At 50.9% G+C, this 17,435-nt stretch carries 19 protein-coding genes; 3 read left to right on the top strand and 16 right to left on the bottom strand.

Features of this window, described 5'->3' with window-relative positions; translation table 11 throughout:
- Positions 1-9 precede the first annotated feature (9 nt).
- On the bottom strand, positions 10-996 hold the full coding sequence (locus tag DL94_RS0103245) for a dihydroxyacetone kinase subunit DhaK (protein ID WP_028128919.1): 987 nt from the start codon (positions 994-996) through the stop codon (positions 10-12).
- Positions 997-1,115: 119 nt separating this feature from the next.
- A complete protein-coding gene (locus DL94_RS0103240) occupies positions 1,116-2,126 on the bottom strand; it encodes a Gfo/Idh/MocA family protein (RefSeq protein ID WP_028128918.1) in 1,011 nt (336 codons plus the stop codon).
- Positions 2,127-2,281: 155 nt separating this feature from the next.
- Between DL94_RS0103240 and DL94_RS14050 the strand changes: the two genes are divergently transcribed.
- The gene (locus DL94_RS14050) at positions 2,282-2,767 is read left to right on the top strand and encodes a lecithin retinol acyltransferase family protein (RefSeq protein WP_051586272.1); all 486 of its coding nucleotides are present in this window, start codon (positions 2,282-2,284) and stop codon (positions 2,765-2,767) included.
- Between the two features lie 50 nt (positions 2,768-2,817).
- Here the strand turns inward: DL94_RS14050 and DL94_RS0103230 are convergent, their stop codons facing one another.
- From DL94_RS0103230 to efp, 14 genes are all read right to left on the bottom strand, one after another.
- Positions 2,818-3,270, bottom strand: coding sequence for a hypothetical protein (locus DL94_RS0103230; protein ID WP_156031654.1), 453 nt, complete (start codon positions 3,268-3,270; stop codon positions 2,818-2,820).
- Between the two features lie 320 nt (positions 3,271-3,590).
- A complete protein-coding gene (recN, locus tag DL94_RS0103225) occupies positions 3,591-5,303 on the bottom strand; it encodes a DNA repair protein RecN (protein ID WP_028128916.1) in 1,713 nt (570 codons plus the stop codon).
- 16 nt (positions 5,304-5,319) lie between these two features.
- Positions 5,320-5,772 carry an arginine repressor gene (gene argR, locus DL94_RS0103220; protein ID WP_028128915.1) on the bottom strand — a complete coding sequence of 151 codons (453 nt, stop codon included), beginning with the start codon at positions 5,770-5,772 and terminating at the stop codon, positions 5,320-5,322.
- A gap of 24 nt (positions 5,773-5,796) precedes the next feature.
- Positions 5,797-6,654, bottom strand: a complete 858-nt coding sequence (locus DL94_RS0103215) for an NAD(+)/NADH kinase (protein ID WP_028128914.1) — start codon at positions 6,652-6,654, stop codon at positions 5,797-5,799.
- Between the two features lie 12 nt (positions 6,655-6,666).
- Positions 6,667-7,488, bottom strand: a complete 822-nt coding sequence (locus tag DL94_RS0103210; protein WP_028128913.1) for a TlyA family RNA methyltransferase — start codon at positions 7,486-7,488, stop codon at positions 6,667-6,669.
- Positions 7,488-9,350: a 1-deoxy-D-xylulose-5-phosphate synthase gene (gene dxs / locus DL94_RS0103205; RefSeq protein ID WP_028128912.1), complete on the bottom strand. Its 1,863-nt coding sequence runs from the start codon at positions 9,348-9,350 to the stop codon at positions 7,488-7,490. Before dxs ends, DL94_RS0103210 begins: the two co-directional genes overlap by 1 nt.
- A 14-nt stretch (positions 9,351-9,364) precedes the next feature.
- The gene (locus DL94_RS0103200) at positions 9,365-10,246 is read right to left on the bottom strand and encodes a polyprenyl synthetase family protein (RefSeq protein WP_028128911.1); all 882 of its coding nucleotides are present in this window, start codon (positions 10,244-10,246) and stop codon (positions 9,365-9,367) included.
- Positions 10,247-10,248: 2 nt separating this feature from the next.
- Entirely contained in the window at positions 10,249-10,488 is a 240-nt protein-coding gene (gene xseB / locus DL94_RS0103195; RefSeq protein ID WP_028128910.1) for an exodeoxyribonuclease VII small subunit, read from the bottom strand.
- Positions 10,489-10,505: 17 nt separating this feature from the next.
- Positions 10,506-11,696, bottom strand: coding sequence for an exodeoxyribonuclease VII large subunit (xseA, locus tag DL94_RS0103190; RefSeq protein ID WP_028128909.1), 1,191 nt, complete (start codon positions 11,694-11,696; stop codon positions 10,506-10,508).
- 65 nt (positions 11,697-11,761) lie between these two features.
- Entirely contained in the window at positions 11,762-12,190 is a 429-nt protein-coding gene (nusB, locus tag DL94_RS0103185; protein WP_028128908.1) for a transcription antitermination factor NusB, read from the bottom strand.
- 38 nt (positions 12,191-12,228) lie between these two features.
- Positions 12,229-12,474, bottom strand: coding sequence for a DUF2273 domain-containing protein (locus DL94_RS0103180; RefSeq protein ID WP_028128907.1), 246 nt, complete (start codon positions 12,472-12,474; stop codon positions 12,229-12,231).
- Positions 12,475-12,489: 15 nt separating this feature from the next.
- A complete protein-coding gene (gene amaP / locus DL94_RS0103175; protein ID WP_028128906.1) occupies positions 12,490-13,065 on the bottom strand; it encodes an alkaline shock response membrane anchor protein AmaP in 576 nt (191 codons plus the stop codon).
- Positions 13,066-13,083: 18 nt separating this feature from the next.
- The gene (locus DL94_RS0103170) at positions 13,084-13,500 is read right to left on the bottom strand and encodes an Asp23/Gls24 family envelope stress response protein (protein ID WP_028128905.1); all 417 of its coding nucleotides are present in this window, start codon (positions 13,498-13,500) and stop codon (positions 13,084-13,086) included.
- Between the two features lie 152 nt (positions 13,501-13,652).
- Positions 13,653-14,210: an elongation factor P gene (gene efp / locus DL94_RS0103165; protein WP_028128904.1), complete on the bottom strand. Its 558-nt coding sequence runs from the start codon at positions 14,208-14,210 to the stop codon at positions 13,653-13,655.
- A gap of 644 nt (positions 14,211-14,854) precedes the next feature.
- Between efp and hypF the strand changes: the two genes are divergently transcribed.
- Together hypF and DL94_RS0103155 are read left to right on the top strand one after the other, a co-directional pair.
- Positions 14,855-17,146, top strand: a complete 2,292-nt coding sequence (gene hypF / locus DL94_RS0103160) for a carbamoyltransferase HypF (RefSeq protein WP_028128903.1) — start codon at positions 14,855-14,857, stop codon at positions 17,144-17,146.
- The gene (locus DL94_RS0103155; protein WP_028128902.1) at positions 17,140-17,415 is read left to right on the top strand and encodes a hypothetical protein; all 276 of its coding nucleotides are present in this window, start codon (positions 17,140-17,142) and stop codon (positions 17,413-17,415) included. Before hypF ends, DL94_RS0103155 begins: the two co-directional genes overlap by 7 nt.
- Positions 17,416-17,435: the final 20 nt, after the last annotated feature.

The following is a 17,435-nucleotide window of genomic DNA, read 5'->3' as shown; positions in this document are numbered from 1 at the left end:
CATCCTCCTTCAACGTTTAAAGACTGATGTATCCGCTGCTGCATCATAAAGGGCTTTCAAATGCGGGTCTAGCCGCATAAGGCTTATGGAAAAACCGCCCATTTCCATGGAAGTCATGAAATTGCCAACCATCGTATCATAAACACGTATGCCATGCTCAGCCAAATAGTCATGGATAAACTCGTTGAGCACATAGAGTTCCATTATAGGCGTTCCACCTAAACCATTTATCAGAACCACCACTTCACTTTTTTCATAGTTGCAGTCCAGTAAAATGAGGTCCAGCATTTCCTTGGCTGTATCTTTGGCACTCATCATGCCGCACCGCAGAACGCCCGGTTCGCCGTGCAGCCCCATGCCGATTTCCATTTCCTGTTCCCCGAGTTCAAAGCTGGGAGAACCATCAGCAGGAATAATGCAGGGCCGGCAGGCTACACCTACCGTGCGCAGTCCGGCAGCCGCCCATTCAGCGACTTTTTTTACCCCATAAAGGTCCGTGCCCATTTCCGCCTCAGCCCCGGCTATCTTCATTATCAGCACTACACCAGCCAGACCGCGACGTCCGACAGACTTGTTCTTTTGAGTAGCCACATCATCAGCAATAAGCACGGATTCCAGGGCAATGCCCTCCATCTGTGCCATTTCCATAGCCATGCGGAAATTTAAAACATCACCGGTATAATTTACTATGAGGCACAATACGCCAGCCTCATTCTGAACCTCTTTGATCCCCTTGAGAATCATATCCGGCGTTGGTGAAGAAAATATTTTCCCTGGAATAGCTGCATCAAGCATGCCATAGCCAACAAAACCGTTAGGTGCCGGCTCATGGCCACTGCCACAGCCAAACACCAAAGCTACCCTGTCCTTTTTTAAATTGCGTCTGACCATGATATTCGTGCCCGGCAACTGGCGAATAAGTCCCGGTTTGGCCAAAGCCATTCCCCGTGCGACCTCCACTTCCAAATCTTCCGGTCTATTGATAAATTTCTTCACAATATCACCTCTTTGCTCCCTGCGTGACAAAAAATTATTTTATGTCCTTATTCGTGATACAGTCTGCTATTTCCTGCTTATGGGGACTTTTATTTTTACAACGCCTTGCGCTATTACGTTTAACCTTCCGCCACATTCTTGTCGCAGCCAAATACTATGCCGGCGTCTTTACGCGCTCTTTCTGCGGTTTCCATAACAGCCAGCGAAATATCCAGACCTTTTTGTACACTTTTATAATCGCCGGCCTCATAAATGCGTGCAAACTCCTTAAGCTCATGTACCATGCGATGAGGATAACGATTTAACTCATACCGCGTAGTCTCGTGTGAACCATGCAGCGATACCTCAACAGCCGCCAGCGCATTAGGGGCACCCACAGCACGCAGCCACCCCTTTTCACCCTGTACGGTAATAAAGCAGGGACTCTCCGAATCCTTGGCGCCTAACGCTACAGCTGTAAACGTCGGATATTTCATCACGAGCACCCCGGAGGTATCAATCCCGTTAAAGCCGATATTCGGCAGATATGACGCCTCTGCCGGGGCACCGAACAAGCCGACAATAAAATTCAAATTGTAGATATTTATATCATACAAGGCGCCGCCGGACAATTCCGGGTTAAATGCCGGCTGCACATCACCGGCCAGATATTTATCATAACGGCTGGAATACTGGGAATAATTGGCTTGTACGGCCGTGATTTTCCCGAGTTTGGGCAGCTGTTCTTTAATCACCTGATAATTGGGCAGGTGCAGCAAGGTTACGGCCTCAAACATGTACAGATTTTTAGCCAGTGCCAGCTCACAAAGTTCCCTGACCTCCGCGGCCGTGGACGCAAAAGGTTTCTCCATAATCACATGCTTGCCGGCCAGCAGGGCCTTTTTGCCATATTCATAATGCACGCTGTTGGTCAGACCAATATAAACAAAATCAATTTCCTGGTCAGCCAACAGTTCCTCATAGTCCGTATATACCCGGGGAATTTTATATTGTCTGGCCAGTTCCTCCGCTTTTGCCTGACTGCGCGGCCGGGCAAAAATTGCTGCTGCCTCTATCTCCGGCACATTTTGCAAAGCTGGTAAAATCCCTTCTTTTACGATAAAGCCCGTTCCCAAAACAGCTAATTTCATGTCACTCATCTCCAAAAACAATATATAAAATCTAATTTCGCTACACAATCATAATCTCCTGCCTGCTTAATTATTTATTTACTTGTGTACAAGGAGTTTACCGTGCAATAGCGAATATATAAAATAATAGAATGTGCGAGCAAGGAGGAAGTTTTATGTTCAAGGCCCATAAGGGGGACATCGTCTATGTCAAGCGCAAAGGCTATCGCCACTTTGGCATCTACGCCGGCAATGACCATGTAATTCATTATCACAAAGAACGTCATCCCCTGCTATGTGATGGCATTGTAACGGAAACCAGCGTGTCAGAGTTTATGTCTGACAGCGATACCCTGTATGTACTTAACGGCATGGATTCAAAGGCCAAATACAGCGCCTTCGACTGGATTATCAAACGGCTTTGGGACGGTGAGATTACAACTTTCCCTCCGGGAGAAACCGTCGAACGCGCCCGCAGCAAAATCGGTGAACACGGCTACAATTTATTACTGAACAACTGCGAGCATTTTTCTTTTTGGTGCAAGACCGGCATAGCCAAATCCAGTCAGATTGATGAAATCCTCGCCTATCTGCAGCCCTTCATCCCCCATCCACCGGCAGAGACAGCCAAGACAGAATCGCCTGCCGCCGTAAAAGCATAAAGACATAAAAAATTCCCCTGCACAATTCCACATACTGCAGGGGAATTTTTTTACGCCATAACTGCCAAATAACGAGTCATCACCTGGTCCATCATATATTCATAGCACCAGAACAGATTATCCAGTACCGAATGACTTTCCTTAAGGCGTTTCTGATGGAAATACTGATTTATCGTCTGCCGCGCAGCGATATCATCTTCATCATAGATATCCATCAATAAATTTTTGCTGATAACGTGGTTACGACTTTTTTCCTCGGACATTGGCGCTAATAACAACTGATACAGCCTGGTCAATCGCTGCGAAAAATCCTTGACATCCTTAGCCGGGTACTTCTTGAAGTGAATGGATATAATCTGGCCTACCAGCATTTTCATATCTTCCCACTTGTCATCATTCATTACCCAGCGTTTTTGATGCCGCAAATCCTTCTCGATGTACGCATAGGCTCTCAAACGCTCTGCCCAAGACGTTGACAACAGCCATCGATAAAAATTATCCAATGTAATCCCTCACTTTCTCAGTGACTACTATTTGGCCGAATCTTATCGATTCCAGATCCACCTGAAACCGCTGTTGTCAAAACGGTCTCAACTATTATTTAATTCCTATTAACAACTCTTAGTTCTATAGTCCTATTTTAACCCATAATGCAAATTTTCGCAATACTTAATCTATGTATACTTTTTTACGTACACAAAGCCCGATGACTGATGATGCTTTCCCGTCGCATTAGGCAAACTTGCATAAGCAGAGGGAAAGTATTATCAGCCACCGGGCGTCTTAATACTACATTATTAACTTAAAACTTTTGTTTTTCAATTCATTTGCCTGCAGCAAATTTCTGTTTTACTAATTTCGCATGGCTGACCATTTCCTTGGCATTATCCAAAGAGGCCGTCGTCACATCGACACCGGAGGCCATTCTGGCAATTTCGCTGATTTGCTCACGCTCCGTCAGCGGGCGCACCTGCGTTACGGTGGACTCGCCGGCACTGGATTTGGCAATGTAGAGATGATTGTCTGCCATGCAGGCAATCTGTGGCAAATGCGTGATACACAGGACCTGCTTGTACTGCGCGACTAAGGCAATGCGTTCCGCCACCATCTGTGCCGTACGGCCGCCGATACCTGTATCAATTTCATCAAAAACCATGCTGGACACAGCGTCATCCCGGGCAGCAGCCACGGTTTTAATCGCGAGCGCAATACGAGACAACTCACCACCCGAGGCCACTTTAGCCAGCGGCTTTTCCGTTTCGCCGGGATTAGCCGAAAAATACATCATCACATCATCGTGGCCATTAGGCAGGTACTTGCCGGCAGGCTCTATTCTGATATGAAACACCGCCTGCGGCATACCCAAAGCCGTCAACTGTTCGCCAATGGCAGCTCCCAGGGTGGCTGCCCCTTTCTGTCGCAATTTGGTCAGCTGCGCGGCACTGGCAGCCAGGTCTTTTTCCAGCCGCTTTATCTCCTCAGCCAATCTGGCCATATCGTCATCGTAGTTTTCGATATCCGCCAGTTCCGCCTGCACCTTTTGCTGATGGGCCAGTACGTCCGCGATAGTGGCGCCATATTTGCGGCACAGCCTGTCAATAACATCCATGCGGTTTTGCAGTTTATCCAGCAGCGCTGGTTCAAACTCCAGGGACTCCCCGTAATCACGCAGCTCGGCAGCGGCCTCCTGCAGGGAAATATAGGCCTCTTCCACCATGTTGCGCGAGTTTTCCAGGGAATCATCGTAACGTGACATGTCCTCAAGGTTGCGTCTGACCTTGGCCAGAGCTGCCAGAACGCCGCCGTTATCCTGATGGCCTACTTCCAGCAGGCTGTAGGATTCTTCTACATAGCCGGATATTTTTTCCGCATGGGACAGCTTGCGGATTCTGGCCTCGAGTTCCTCGTCCTCATGTTCTTTTAGTTCCGCCTCGCTGATTTCCTTGTCCTGCCAGCGCAGCATATCCAGCCGCTGAGCGTATTCCCGGGAGGCCTGTTCTTTTTCGGCCTGCTCCTGACACTTGGTACGCCAGCTTTCGTAAATGTTTTTATAATTGCCCAGAGCCTCGGCCAAAGCATTGTCATAGCTGTCGAGCAGGGCAAACTGGCTTTCTTCTTTCAACAGGGCCAGATTTTCATTCTGGCCGTGTATGTCTACCAAAAAGGCGCCTATCTGTTTTAATACGGTCAGGGTAATATGACAGCCATTTACCAGTACCATACTCCGGCCGCCGCGGGTGACCTGTCTGGTGATAATCAGCAGGCCGTCAGCGTCATCAATGGCCTGACTGGTCAAAAATTCGTGCAGGCCGGCCTGTTTTTCTTCCAGGGAAAAAACTGCCTCCACGCGCAGCCAGTCACAGCCGGTGCGGATAGCGTCCGTCGATACACGCTGACCTAAGATGGCTCCCAGGGCATCGATGAGAATCGATTTACCAGCGCCTGTTTCACCGGTTAGAATATTAAGGCCTGCACCAAACTCCACCTGAACGTGTTCCAGCAAAGCAAAATTCCAGACTGTTAGTGTTTTTAACATCGCCTGTCCGTCTCCTTTACATCATGTAGGATTTGAGCCGCTCCACGATTTGAGGCGCCGCAGACTTAGGCTTTACAATTACGAAAATATTGTCATCGCCGGCCACTGTCCCCAGCACTTCCGGCCAGTTGGCATAATCAATGGCAGACGCTACGGTATTAGCCCCCCCGGGCAGTGTCTTTACCACTACGATGTTTTCACTGTAGTCACAGCCCGTCACCGTATCGTGCAGCAGCCGCTGCATACGCTCCTCCGAAAAAATTACCGTATTCTGCAAGGGATAGGCATAGCGATAACGGCCGTCGCCGGTAGGTACCTTTATGAGCATCATTTCTTTGATATCCCGGGATACTGTAGCCTGTGTCACCTTGATACGGCTGGCTCGCAAAGCCTCTGCCAAATCTTCCTGAGTTTCAATTATCTGCTCTTCGATTATTCTTTTTATCAAACCTTGGCGTGTACCTTTCACGCTATCACCTTCTCTTTTCATTATTCATGCACCACTATTCTTCCAGAGTTTCGTCCGCAAAATCTGATAATAGTCCTTGTCCTCAAACTTAATTATGCCGGCCTGCACATTGGATTTCATCACCGTTATTTCATCACCGGGCAGCAGGCGGAAACTCTCCTGTCCGTCAAAGGTCACAATGATATCCTGATGAATGGCGGCGATTTTTATGTGTACCACATCATCTTCACCAACCACTAACGGCCGCATATTAAAGGTATGAGCACAGATAGGCGTCACCAGCAACGCCTGAATCGAAGGACTCATAATGGGGCCGCCTGCTGACAACGAATAGGCCGTCGAGCCTGTAGGTGATGATACAATCACGCCGTCAGCCTTGTAGTCCATCAGGTGTGAATCATTGATAGACAGCCCCAAATGCAGCATACGGGCTACGCCGCCCTTCGTGACCACCACATCATTGATGGCATGCCCCAGGAACCGTTCTTCACCATCGCTTTTCACGAACCCGGCCAGCAGCAAACGGTGCTCAATGCGGTAATCCCGGTTGAGAATTTTCTGCAGCTTGTTTTCCAGTTCGCCCAGTTCGATATCAGCCATAAAGCCCAGGGTGCCGATATTTATACCGCACACCGGCACAGCGTAAGCCCCATAGCGCCGGCAGACACCGAGCAGGGTGCCATCGCCGCCAATGCTCAGCGCCAGGTCAGCCGGTACGTGTTCGATATCCTCTACCCCGTAGGCCTCCAGGTCAAAATACCGGGACTCGTCCACAGGCATAATCAGACGGACGTCTTTATCCTGATAGAATTTTAATATGCGCCGCAAAACATCAGGTGCCTGCGGCTTGCTCACATTGGGAAAAATAGCAATGGTGCGCATATTGTCAGCTCCTTATTTGTCGCTGGGTTTGTCCAAAGCCCCATGGGCTGCGGCCACCACCGCGCTAATCTGTTCAGCGGTCACTGTATCTTCGCCGTCCTTCCGCTTGGTCAGACGTATGAGATACTCAATATTGCCTTCCGGGCCCTTCACCGGGGAATATGTCAGCGCTAACGGACAAAAACCCAGTTCCCGGGCAAATTCCGTCACCTTGGTGATAACAGCGGCATGCACCTGCGGGTCTCTGACCACGCCTTTTTTACCCACATTTTCCCGGCCAGCCTCAAACTGCGGTTTAATCAGGGCCACCACTTCACCATTATCCGTAAGCAGCGTATAGGTTACCGGCAAAACTTTCGTCAGTGAGATAAAGGCCACATCGATGGAGGCAAAATCCAGCAGGCTGCCGATATCGTCCGGCGTCACATTGCGGATATTGGTGCGCTCCATATTCACCACGCGTTCATCGGTGCGGAGTTTCCAGGCCAGCTGGCCATAACCGACATCGATGGCAAAGACCTGTACAGCGCCATTTTGCAGCATGCAATCAGTAAAGCCGCCGGTGGAGGCGCCGATATCCGCGCAGCGTTTGCCGGCGATTTCCACGCCGAATTCCTGCATGGCTTTTTCGAGTTTCAAGCCGCCGCGGCTGACATAGGGAATGTCACTACCCAGCAGGCGGATTTCCGCCTCAGCCTTTACCGTGGCACCGGCCTTATCCACCTTTTGATTGTCCACGAGGACTTCCCCGGCCATTATCATGCGTTTGGCCCGCTCGCGGCTGCCAGCCAGGCCCTTTTCCACTAAGAGTATATCCAAGCGTTGTTTTGCCATTATTTCAATCGTTCCTTTATCTTTTCTGCCATCTGTTCCGGCTGCAAGCCGCACAGGGCCAGCAATTCGTCCTGTGTGCCCTGCTCGACAAATTTATCGGGCAGGCCAATGCGCAGCAGGTTCATAGTCCGGCCATTGTCAGCCAGATATTCCGCTACAGCACTGCCAAAGCCGCCCAGCAGGGAGTTTTCTTCCATTGTAACCAGCAGGCGTGCGCTAAGGTGCTGCTTAAGCATATCCTCGTCCAATGGTTTTACAAAGCGCATATTGACCACAGCAGCGGCTATGCCGGCCTGTGCCAGAATCTCCGCTGTCTGCTGTGCCTTGGACACCATTGTCCCCACGGCCAAAATCGCCACGTCCTGCCCGTCCTGCAGACATTCGGCCCGGCCAATCTCCAGCTTGTGAAAATCTTCGCTGACTGCCACGCCGAGGCCGCAGCCACGGGGATAGCGTATAGCTGACGGCGTGTCCATCTGCACCGCCGTGTAGAGCATATCTCGCAATTCGCTTTCATCTTTAGGGACAAAAATCGTCATATTCGGCATGTGCCGCAGATATGACAAGTCAAACGCACCATGATGGGTAGCGCCATCAGCCCCCACCAGGCCGGCCCGGTCAAGGCACAAGGTCACCGGCAGATTTTGCAGGCAGACGTCGTGCATGAGCTGGTCATAGCCACGCTGGGCAAAGGTGGAGTAGAGCGCCACTACAGGGTGCTTGCCATCAGCAGCCAGACCGGCAGCCAGGGTAACAGCATGTTCCTCAGCAATGCCAACGTCATAGAACCGCTGGGGGAATTTGTCCCCAAAGGCCTTCAGGCCTGTGCCGCTGGGCATAGCAGCCGTAATGGCCACAAGTTCACTGTTGCTGCCGGCAAGGTCAATAAGGGCCTGGCCAAACACAGCGGTATATGTCGGCGGACACTCTTTAGACGGGCATTTGCCCGTTGACTTGTCAAATTTGCCAATGCCATGGAATTTATCCGGCTCAGTTTCCGCCGGCAGGTAGCCTTTGCCCTTGGTCGTATGAACATGAATCAGAATCGGGCCATCAAGTTCCCGGGCACGTTCAAAAATCTCCTGCAGCAGACTGATATTATGTCCGTCCACAGGGCCAATATAGTGGAATCCCAGTTCCTCAAAAAGGCCGCCGGGCACGAGCGCCGCCCGTACACTATCCTTTACCACCCGGGCTGTTTTCAGTGCCTTGTCCCCGATGTGGGGAATGCTCATAATAAGGCTGCCCACATCTTTTTTGGCGCGGTTATACTGGGGGGCAATACGGATTCTGGACAGATAGTCGCTAAGGCCGCCCACGTTCTTGTCTATGGACATCTCATTGTCATTCAGAATGACAATGAGTTTTTTCCCTAAATCGCCGGCTTGATTTAAAGCCTCGAAAGCCTCGCCGCCTGTAAGGGCACCATCGCCGATAACGGCGATAACCTCATTATTCCGGCCGCTTAAATCACGGGAAATCGCCATGCCGAGCGCCGCGGAAATTGACGTGCTGGCATGACCGACACCAAAAGCGTCATACGGAGATTCACTGCGGTTCGGAAAACCGGTTATGCCGTCTTTTTGCCGCAGGGTATGAAAACTGTCCCGGCGGCCCGTAATAATCTTATGGGTATATGCCTGATGGCCCACGTCCCAAATCAGCTTATCCTGGGGAAAATTAAACACACTGTACAAAGCCAGTGTCAGTTCTACCGTCCCCAGGCTGGGAGCCAAATGCCCACCGTTTTGCGCCACGGTATCCACGATAAACTGACGCAATTCCCGCGCCAGTTCCTCCAGTTCGCTGACGCTGAGGCGTTTAATAACCTCCGGGCCATTTATTTTCTCCAACAATGACATTATGCCACATCCCATCATTTATTGCGTTTTACCAAATAAGCCACCAGTTCCCGCAGGAAGTCAGCCTCAGCGCCAAAAACAGCCAAAGCCCCTACCGCGGTGTCCACGGCCTCCTGTGCCAGTTTCTGGGCCTCGGTCAGCGAGGTCATGGTCACATAGGTGGACTTATGATTCTTTTCATCACTGCCCACCGGTTTGCCGATAACCTGTTCGTCCCCAATAACATCCAGTATATCATCAGTTATCTGGAAAGCCAGGCCAAAGTTATCCGCATAGGTGGTCAGAGCTGCCAGGGCCTTATCATCAGCACCGCCCAAAATCGCACCGCTGCGCAGGGCTGCCCGGAAGAGCGCCCCCGTCTTGCCCAGATGAATTTTTTTCATGGTATCCATAGAAACCTGCTTGTCTTCAGATTCCATATCCAGGGCCTGACCGCCGACCATACCATCAGGGCCGGCAGCTATGCTTATCTCGCGTACTACCTGCACGAGCTTATCAGCGCTGACGCCCTGCTGGCGCAGCATGACTTCAAAGGCCAGTGTCAGCAGCGCGTCGCCGGCCAAAGTGGCCATGCCTGCACCATAAACCTTATGATTTGTCAGTTTGCCGCGGCGGTAGTCATCATCGTCCATTGCCGGCAGGTCATCATGAATCAGCGAATAAGTGTGTATCATTTCCAGCGCACAGGCCGTGGTCAGATACTGCTCACCTTCAGCCCCCACGGCGTCAGCTGCCGCCATGAGCAGAACCGGACGCAGGCGCTTGCCGCCAGCCATCAGGCTATACTTCATGGACTCGCATAACGTCTTGTCCAAAGGGTTTGCCTCGTTTAATTGCTGCACCAGTGCTTTTTCCACCAAAGCACTTCTCTCTTGCCAGATTTTCTTTAATTCCATTGTTATTCTCCCTTTATATCCAGCGGGGTTTCCGTTACTCTACCATCTTCCACACTGACCACTGTATCCAGCGCCGCCTCTGCTTTGGCTAATTCCTTGAGGCAGGTTTCCCCCAGCTTTATGCCTTCCGTATAGTTTTCCATGAGTTCTTTCAGGCTGCTGTCGCCACTTTCCATCGTTTTGACAATGGTCTCCAGCTTTTCCAGCGATTCCTCAAAGGACAGTTCCTTTTTTCTCGGCATTAACGGTCACCCTTCCCTCATGACTTATCCAGCGTCCGTACCTTTAAGGTACCATCAGCCAAAGTCAGCATCAATTCATCATCAAGCGCCACATCGTGAACGCTGCTTACTATTTTATCACCCTTTACGGCCAAGGCAAAGCCTCGGCGTAAAACTGCGGTCGGATTGATAGCCGACAAACGGTTCAGCAATATATCCAACCGGTGTTTTTTCCCTTGCAGTCCCAGGCTTAACTGCGCCTGCAGATTTTCCAGCAAATAGTCCAGACGCTGCCGCTTTTCTGCCAGCAGCTGCTGCGGATTACGCAGGGCCCTGCTCGCCAGCAGATTTTCCAGCCGCCAGCGGCGGTCAGCAATTTCCTTCTGCATCTGACGTGTCAGCTGCGCCTTAAGCGCCAACACCTGACGTCTTACCTCGGCCTGGTCCGGCACGGCCAGTTCCGCCGCCTGTGAGGGTGTTGCCGCCCGTACATCAGCGGCAAAATCCGCCAGCGTATAATCAGTCTCATGACCTACAGCAGAGATTAGCGGCACCTGTGCGGCTGCAATAGCCCGCACTACTACTTCCTCGTTAAAGGCCCACAAATCCTCCATCGAACCACCGCCGCGCCCGGCAATGATTACGTCTACAGGATACGTACGGGAAAAGAACTCTATGCCCCGGGCAATCTGTCCGGCAGCCTCCGTGCCCTGCACCTGTACCGGATACAAGACCAGCTGTACGGCCGGCCAGCGCCGCTTGGATACACGATATATATCCCGCAGCACGGCCCCGGCCGAGCTGGTGACCACACCAATTTTTTTTGGAAACGCCGGCAGCGGCCGTTTTCGTTCCTCAGCAAACAGCCCTTCGGCACTGAGTTTTTTCTTCAGCTGCTCAAAGGCAACAGCCAAATCGCCAGTCCCTTCCGGCATCAGGCTGTCTACATACAGCTGGTACACACCGTCACGCTCATAGACGGAAAGCGAGCCGCCGGCTACGACCTGCATACCGTTTTCCGGCTTAAACCGCAGGTATTGTGCCCGGCTGCGGAACATCACACACTTAAGTGCCGAGCTCGCGTCCTTAAGGGTAAAATAGCAGTGACCGGAGGGGTATTGCTTGTAGTTGGAAATCTCCCCTCTTACCTGCATGCCGCTCAGGACAGGCTCCCGGGCCAGCAGTTCCTTTATATAGCGATTTACTTCACTGACAGAATGGACAGCCACTAAAATTCCCCCATACACACACAAAACTGCCAGAGCCCTCATTACGGGTCTGGCAGCCTGTTTCCTCAACGAAGATTATTCATCATTGCGCCGAGTATGCCATTGACATAACGGCTGGAATTATCCGTACCATATTTTTTCGCCAGTTCCACAGCTTCATTGATGGCAATATTCGGAGTTATCTTTTCCTCAGAAAAGCCAATCTCATAAGCAGCCAGCCGCGTGATATTGCGGTCCACGGCAGCCATACGCTCCACTTTCCAGTCTTTGGAGCTGGCAGCAATCAAGCTGTCTATGGCAGCGAGATTTTCCCGGGTGCCACGCACCAACGTACTAACATATTCACGGTCACGGGCGGGCATTTTTTCTGCCTCGCCTAAGGCCGTATCAATAGCCAGAGTTTCATACTGCTCCTGCTGCCCTTCTTCACCATGATTTAAATCCAACTGAAAAAGCGCCTGCAAAGCTGCTTCTCTTGCTTGTCTGCGACTCATTACTTACCTTTTACCTTCCTAAATATCTTACACTCTTTTTACCGCTGAAAGCGTTCAAAAAACGTCCACGCCTTCTCACGCACACTATCGATAACATTATCATCATTGTCCAGCTGGGTGCCGATAAACAAACCTATCAAGCCGCAACAAAGAACAAAGAACGTATGCCAAAAGCCAAAACACAAAATAGCTGTCCCTAAGGCCATGCCCAACAGCACACCACAGGTCTTGCCGCGATGAGTCTGCCACAGATTTTCTGCCACCTGCCGCAATTCTTCCTTCATTTATCCGTCACCGCCTTAGACCACACGATGTTTCTTTTCCGGCTGCAGGTCTGATACCTCAGACACCACCACATTGATGGGTACATCGGTCAGTCCCATAGTCCGGGCCAAATGGCTTTGCAATCTTTCCGTAAGGGTAGCGGCCACCTGGCTGACATCAGCCTCCCGGCCAACAGTGAGGTCCATATCCATAGAAAGACTGGCCTCGCCTTCTGCCTTGTTTCTGGCTTTGATTTTCACCCGGGCGTCGCGGACGCCATGCACCTCACGGGCCATACGGTCAGCCAGGCTGCGAATGGCCTCCAGTGCGACACGCACCTCACCTTTCGGGCCGGCGTCGATTACATACTCCCCTTTGCTGCTGTACTTCTCTTTTGGTGTCCGTTTAAACACCGCCAGCAGCAGTTTCAGGGAAATGAGGAACATTACGGCAGCCACGCCCAAAGTCTCCGGGCGTGGCAAAAAGTAATGCACCTGTTTCAGCCAGACATTTTCCGGCAGCACCTGTGTGGCTGCGGCCACAACCACACCAGCCACAGCCAGGCCTGTCAGGGATAAAATCAGCAGTAAAAAACGATTGATTATACTCATAGACTCCGCCCCTTGCCCTTAACGAACGCGGACCTCATCTACCTTTCCCTCTTCATCGGGGAAACCTACACCCTGCACATGGATATTTACTTCAACCACAGACAGACCGGTCATGTTTTCAATGGCCTGCTTAACATTTTCCTGAGCAGCCAGAGCCACGTCCGGAATACGCACACCATATTTTACAATGATATAGAGGTCCACAGCAGCCTCTTTTTCACCGACTTCAACTTTAACACCTTTGGCAAAGTTTTTACGGCCGAGCATTTCCGCAATACCACCAGCGATACCGCCGCTCATACCGGCAATACCTTCTACTTCCGTAGCAGCCAGACCAGCAATAATGCTGACCACTTCATCTGCAATACGAATCGAACCTAGGGAGTTATCTTTTTTTACCATTTCTTTTGCTTGTTCCATTACCCATACCTCCATACTTCAGCACACAAAATTCGTTATTGTATAGTTTTCGTGCTGGATACGCTAGATTCCTGCCAGTTTTTAAAATTCCCGGAAAATATAGATGGAAAAACTGCCGCACCATGATAATGCGGCAGTCCCAGGTGCATTATATTTATCTTTATCGATTATGCACGCTCGATGTAGTTACCCGTACGGGTATCGATACGCAGTACATCGCCTTCGTTGATGAAGAGCGGTACGCGAACTTCGTAACCGGTTTCCAGTTTAGCCATCTTGGTTGCACCAGTAGCCGTGTTGCCCTTAACGCTGGGTTCACATTCCGTAACAGCCAGGTTTACAGAGTTCGGCAGGCTGATACCGATGATACGGCCCTTGAAGGTCTGGAGATTTACTTCCATGTTTTCCTTCAGGTAGTTCAGGGCGTCACCCAGAGTTTCCTGATTGAGTTCGCTCTGCTCATAGGTTTCCGTATCCATGAACGTATACATGCCATCAGCTTCATAGAGATACTGCATATTGCGCGTTTCGAGATGTGCAGCCGGCATTTTTTCGTTAGGGTTGAAAGTACGTTCAACCACTGCGCCCGTTTCTACGTTTTTGATTTTCGTGCGCACGAAGGCAGCGCCCTTACCCGGCTTTACATGCTGGAAATCCACAATCTGCCATACGTTGCCATCAATCTCAATAGTGAGACCCGTGCGAAAATCAGTACTATTAATCATTAACTTACGCCCTCCAATGAATGCTTTCTAAGCTTCTAATTTCAAAATAACAGACACATTATAGCATATCTGTCCCGTGTTTTACAAGATTTTACCTGTAAGTTTTCCTGCAAGTTTTTTGCTCCCGTTATTTTACAACGAAAAAGAACCGGTATCACTCCACTGACTCCGGTTCTTTTCTAAAAAGATGTAAGGAAATGGGATACTGGAAACTGGGATATGTTTCCAGAGAAGAGACCGATAGGTTCTAAATAAAAACTGGTGGGATATCCAGTTAATCTCCTATCGACACTCATAGTTTAGCATATTTACCAGTAAAAAAAAACCCTTTTAGAAAAAAGTTTTGATTTTTAATAAGTTTTCTGTATTTTTACGAATTTAATAAAACCGTAATTATTTTTACCAGCCCGCCACTTCTGCTGCCATTTTCTATCGAATTATAACGCCGTTGTTCCAGTTTTGCCGCAGGCAAAACTTCCTCTTGGCGTTTCAACGAGGCGGGAGATATATGCTCACCGCCTGTTAGTAAATTAGGAACTCGCCACCTATAGAGGTGGGAGACATCTTCTTCCGAGTTATAGTAAATCAACTGCAAAAACTGTATAATAGAAACAGACTTTTTTTCGGGAAGGGGATTTACCAACATGGCAATCTATCAAGCAAAAATATTCGGCATTGTTCAAGGAGTAGGCTTTCGTCCGTTCGTGGCCCGGCTGGCTGACCGGTTCAATATTTACGGCAGCGTCTGCAACAAAGGCCCCTATGTGGAAGTTTTCGCCCAGGGAACAGAATCTGCCGTGCAGGATTTTTTGCAGGCCATTGCCAATGAACCGCCGGAACGGGCCAGTATTTTAAAAATCGACAGCCAACCTCTCACCCTGCCCGAGAAATACCGGGATTTTCAGATTATCGAAAGCGCCAAGGAACGGGGAGCCATCTTTGTGTCCCCGGATATTGCCACCTGCGACAAATGCCGGCAGGAACTTTTTAACCCCGAGGATAAACGTTACCTGCACCCCTTCATCAACTGCACGGCCTGCGGCCCCAGGCTGACCATACTTGACTCCATGCCCTATGACCGGGAACGTACCAGCATGGGTGAATTCCCCCTGTGCCCTTCCTGTCAGGCTGAATATACCAGTCCGGCCACGCGCCGCTATGACGCCCAGCCTGTATGCTGCAATCACTGCGGCCCGGAAGTTTACCTTATCGGTGATGAACAGATACGCGGGGCGGCAGCCATCACCAAAACGCGGCAGGTCATAATAAATGGCGGCATTGCCGCCATAAAAGGCATTGGCGGTTTTCATTTATGCTGCGACGCCGCCAACGAAAAAGCCGTGGCCAGACTGAGAAAATTAAAGCACCGCCCCGTCAAGCCGTTTGCCCTGATGGCTAAAGATATGGCCGTCATCGAACGCGAATGCTGTGTTGAACCCGGCCAGCGCGAAATGCTGACCGGTCATCAAAAACCCATACTGCTGTTAAAACGCAGACTGACAGGTCAAATTGCTGACATTGTGGCACCGGGAAATCCCAAAGTTGGTATTATGCTGCCTTATGCACCGCTGCACATGCTGCTCTTTGACTATCCCGACGGACTTAATATGCCCGATACGCTGATTATGACGAGCGGCAATCCGGCCGGCGCACCTATCTGCCGTGATGACGAAGGGGCGCTGGCTGCCCTCAGCGCCTTCTGCGACCTCATGCTCTCCCACAACCGCAAAATCCGCATTCGGGCTGACGATACGGTTATGGACTGGCTGGACGGACGGCCTTATATGATTCGCCGCAGCCGCGGCTTTGCCCCCCTGCCGTTTATGCTGGATATGGACTTCCAGGGCGCAGTGCTCGGCATTGGCGGCGAACTGAAAAACACCTTCTGTGTCGCCAGCGATAATATCTTTTATCCCTCTCCCTATGTCGGTGACATGAGCGATTTACGCACCATGCAGGCACTGCGGGAAACCATCACACGGCTGACGACACTGCTCGAAACGCAGCCCGAGCTCGTGGCCTGTGATATGCACCCCCGTTACAACACCGTGACTGTTGCCCGTGAGCTGGGCCTGCCGCTATTCCCGGTTCAGCACCATTACGCCCATATTCTGGCCTGCATGGCCGAAAACAATTATACCAGGCCTGTTATCGGCGTTTCCTTTGACGGTACAGGTTATGGTACTGATGGCACCATCTGGGGCGGCGAATTTTTGCTGGCAGACCTGGCCGGCTTTAAAAGACTTGGCTCCATATCACCTTTCCGGCAGGCCGGCGGGGACAAAGCCAGCCGAGAGGGCTGGCGCATCGCCCTGTCACTGCTCTACGATATGTATAAGGACAAGGAAAAAACAGCTGCCCTGGCCGCAAAGCTCCAGCTTTGTACGCCGCAGGACATGGACACGCTGTTCTTTATGCTCGATAACAACATCAACACCATTATAAGTACCAGTGCCGGGCGGCTTTTTGACGCTGTCAGTGCCCTGCTCGGCATTCGCACAAGCTCGTCCTTTGAAGGTGAGGCCAGCATGTATCTGGAATTTGCCGCGCAAAGCTGGCAGGATAACCACGCCTCTCAGCTTACACCTCCACCGCCGCAGACTTCCACCGCCCAGCTCTTTGCCTATCTGGTGACAGCACGGCTGGCAGGTACAAATACCGCCAAACTTGCCTGGGAATTTCATTTCGGTCTGGCCCGCATAATCAAAGATTTCTGCATAACCGCGCGCCATGAAACCGGCCTGAATGTTGCCGCCCTCTCCGGCGGCGTGTTCCAAAATCATTTACTCACGGAGCTCGTCAGCCAGCAGCTGCAGCAACATGACTTTACCGTCCTGCGCCACAGTCTTATCCCTCCCAATGACGGCGGCATTTGCCTGGGGCAGGCGCTGGCTGCCATGTATCACTTAAACCATAAAGGAGACTTTGCATGCTGATTAGTATTGGCCAACTCCTGGCCTACACCCTGGTACAGACTTTTGGGGTGTCCATCTTTACCCTGTCCCTCTACCGTCTGCAAAAAATCGCCGGTGTTTACCGCCTGCGCGCCTTTTTCTATCTGCTGCTGGTCAATACCGCCGGCGCGCTGACCTTTGGCCTGGCTCCCTGGCTGCAAACCAGCAAACCTGTGGCTGCCGGCCTCTATATTTTAGGTATTCCCTTCATGCTGCTGAGCCATCTGTGGTTGTTTTGTAGGCGGCGTTAAAAAACAATTGTACACTGTGA

Origin of the sequence: Selenomonas sp. AE3005, from assembly GCF_000686945.1 — a bacterium.
Taxonomy (GTDB): domain Bacteria; phylum Bacillota; class Negativicutes; order Selenomonadales; family Selenomonadaceae; genus Selenomonas_A.
This window is presented reverse-complemented; position numbering and strand designations above follow the sequence as displayed.